The sequence below is a fragment of the Vulcanisaeta sp. genome (assembly GCF_049966235.1).
GTDB classification, from domain to species: domain Archaea; phylum Thermoproteota; class Thermoprotei; order Thermoproteales; family Thermocladiaceae; genus Vulcanisaeta; species Vulcanisaeta moutnovskia.
The window spans coordinates 1-3,051 of record NZ_JBMFVA010000044.1 but is presented as its reverse complement, the minus strand read 5'-3'; the positions used below and the strand labels follow the sequence as shown (position 1 = coordinate 3,051).

Genomic DNA, 3,051 nt, shown 5'->3' with positions numbered 1-3,051 from the left:
GCTGTGCTTGTTGATGTAACAGTAGTAGTGGCTGTAGTCACAGCAGTAGTCGTGGTTGTCGTCGTGGTTGTTGTGGTTGAAGTAGTCGTTGTAGTACTAGTTGATGGAGTTGTAGTACTCGTAGTGGTGCTTGTTGAAGTACTAGTCGTAGTCGAAGTGGTAGTAGTGGTTGTCACTGGGGTGTACGGTATATGGAAGTATGAGGCAACACACTGCTGAACGGAAGCATCAGGAGCAGGTAAACCAATGAAGGCCGCGAACTGAGGTGTCCTGCTCCAAAGCGAACCATTAGCAATAGCTTGAGCCAAAGGAGGAACAACACCAGGAGGAGCGAAGGAACCAAACAATATTGGTGAAAAGCCGTGTAACCCATCTATTACACTACCGCCATTTAGCAGTACTTGCTGTGTTGTTACTGGTAAGCAGTTCAGTATCCAATTGACATCAGCCAGGCCTTGCTTAAACTCCATTACTGCGGATAATGATGCGCCAATAGGCAATACGGGTAAATAATATTCCCACCAAGCGAACAATACTTTAGTCAATAATGTCCACTCTGGCGTACCTGGTCCACTGTACCTAGTACCGTGAAGCGTCCAGTTGAAGGGGCTGAAGTAACCGAATGTACTGTTAACGCATACTACATCTTCATAATTAAATAGGGTTACTGGCGTACAAGTACCGTTAGGCCACTGGAAAGGCCACCAGCCATATGGGCTTGTCCACCAGTTGGGAACCATGTTTATCTGAGGTATAACCCACCATGGCCACATGTAGAAGTGCCATGTACCATAGTAGCCAGTCATCGGTGCCGCAACAAACATTGATGCAGCAGTCCATTGACCATTCCAGAAGTATGAACCCCAGAAGGTTGCCCCATCAATTGATATTATATGTGTTGGAATACCAAATAGGGTTAATTCATTTGCCACAACGGTGAGTATTGTTATCCAGTCCTGCGCATAATTGGGAACCACTATGTCTAAGGTTAATGGCGTACCATTTGGTAGGTACCACTGATTACCCTTCTTATATAGACCAACTGATTGAAGTAGTTGAGCAGCCTTATTCCAATCTACCGTATAGTTATAAACCACACTTAATACGGATTTTGGATAAGTGTACAATGTGTACGGTGGTGTTGGAACACCATTCCACTGAGGGACATATAATGGGGCCCATGCTAGCACTGCCTCAGTCCTATTAATTACATACGCTAAGGCTTGCCTAACTTGAGTCATGTTCCATGGGTAAATTAACGGATTAATTGATATTCCGAAGTCATTGTAACCTGGCGATAAGAATACGAAGAAGCCGGCTGACTTAAGCGCAGTAATCTGCTGTGGTGATAATGCCATGCCAGCATAGTTTGTTGAACCTGATTCAAGTGATGCTATCGCTTGTGATGATCCACCAACATAGTAAACTACTATGGATGGGTTATAGTAATTCCATGTAGCGTAGGGGAATATTTGACTCCACTCACTCAATAGGTTACTTGGTTCAAGGGATGTCTGAATATACGTAGAGCTTATGTATGTTAAGTACCAGGGTGAAATACCCCAGTAGGGTAACTTCATTCTGGTTAAATTATTTTGAATAAATGTTGCCCTTTGGCTTGAATTCATTGCAAGTAATTCATCAAGGATTGGTTTCCAAACTGGGTAAGGTGTCTCAACTGCATTAGCTTGATTAAGTATATATATCTCCATTGTTGGACCCCATGTAGACATGTTAGTCAATTCTAATGTATAATTATTAATAACTCTAACCTGCCTAAGTAAAACACCAATATCGCTATTGTTCAAGGCTGGCCAATATTGACCTGACGTTAAAACCTCAAGAATAATATTGGCCCAGACATCCCATGCTGTGAAGGGTATTGTGGCCGTTCCATTAAACCAGTAGAGCCCCTTCCTTAAGTATATTATAAAAGTATTATTCTGAGGAATATATGTCCAATTCTCCGCTAAAACTGGGTAGAATTGCCCATTTAAGTCATTATACATGGCTAATGATTCATATACATCAACGGTCTGACCCCAATACTTATTCATACTGCCTTGGCTGGCTACTGGATTCCAAAGCGGCAGGTTTGGGGAATAGAGTAATGTTGATGGGTTAGCTATTACTATTTGCTGTTGTGATGCTGGTTTAACAATAAGCATGCTCAAACTTACTGCAGCTATTGTTATCACCGCTATTGTAAGTAGCGCCATTGACTTTACTTTACTTGAAAATTGGAGTTCCATAATTAGCAGCGCTGATACGTATTAATAAGTTTTATTCGAACAGGTTAGATAACTTATCTTGTGGTGTTTAAATTGCTCCTTTGCGTCATGGCCAATTTAACTTCAATTTCCCTGCGTAACCTTGGATCGAACACGTTACCTAATGCATTAGCGAACATTACGAAACCCATTAATACTATTATGGATACTACCGTTATTATTACTGCTGGTATTGTTCCCGTAGCGGTGAATATTGCTGCTTCCTGGTAGAACGCGTTACCTAGTATTGCTCCCCAGTTTATGTTAGTGTATGGTACTATGCCTAGGAATGCTAGGCCCATTGCACCGTAAAATCCGCCGTTAATGCTCAGCATTATGTTTATAGCTATCCAAGGCATTAGAGCTGGCATTATGTCGTTTGCTATTATTGATAGTGAGTTTAGGCCAAGTAGCCTAGAAGCCTCAACGTAATCCCTATTCTTAGCGCTCAATGCAGCAGCCCTAACAGCCCTAGCTAAGCCAGCCCAGCTAAGAACTCCCAGGATTACACCAAGCACTATAGGACTACTTGATCTAAATATTATGGCTAGTATTAGCCACAGGGCAAAGGATGGTATTGTGAGAAGCATGTTGAATATGAAATTTAAGACCTTATCAACCCAACCACCTAGGTAACCGGCTAGTAGGCCTAGGAAGGTGCCCAGGCCAACTGTTAGTATTGCTGATATTACTCCAATGATTAGGAAGTACCTTAGTCCCCATATTATGTCCAGTAATAATGGTGCACCAGTGTAGTCGGCTCCCAGTATGTACCATAGTG

At 42.2% G+C, this 3,051-nt stretch carries 2 protein-coding genes; both read right to left on the bottom strand.

The window, feature by feature from the left end; all coding sequences use genetic code 11:
• A partial coding sequence (locus ACP5L5_RS11485) for an ABC transporter substrate-binding protein (RefSeq protein ID WP_428763942.1) occupies positions 1-2,252 on the bottom strand: 2,252 nt, incomplete at its 3' end.
• A 53-nt stretch (positions 2,253-2,305) separates the two neighbouring features.
• Positions 2,306-3,051 (bottom strand): ABC transporter permease subunit (locus ACP5L5_RS11480; protein ID WP_428763941.1); only part of this gene is annotated, 746 nt, incomplete at its 5' end.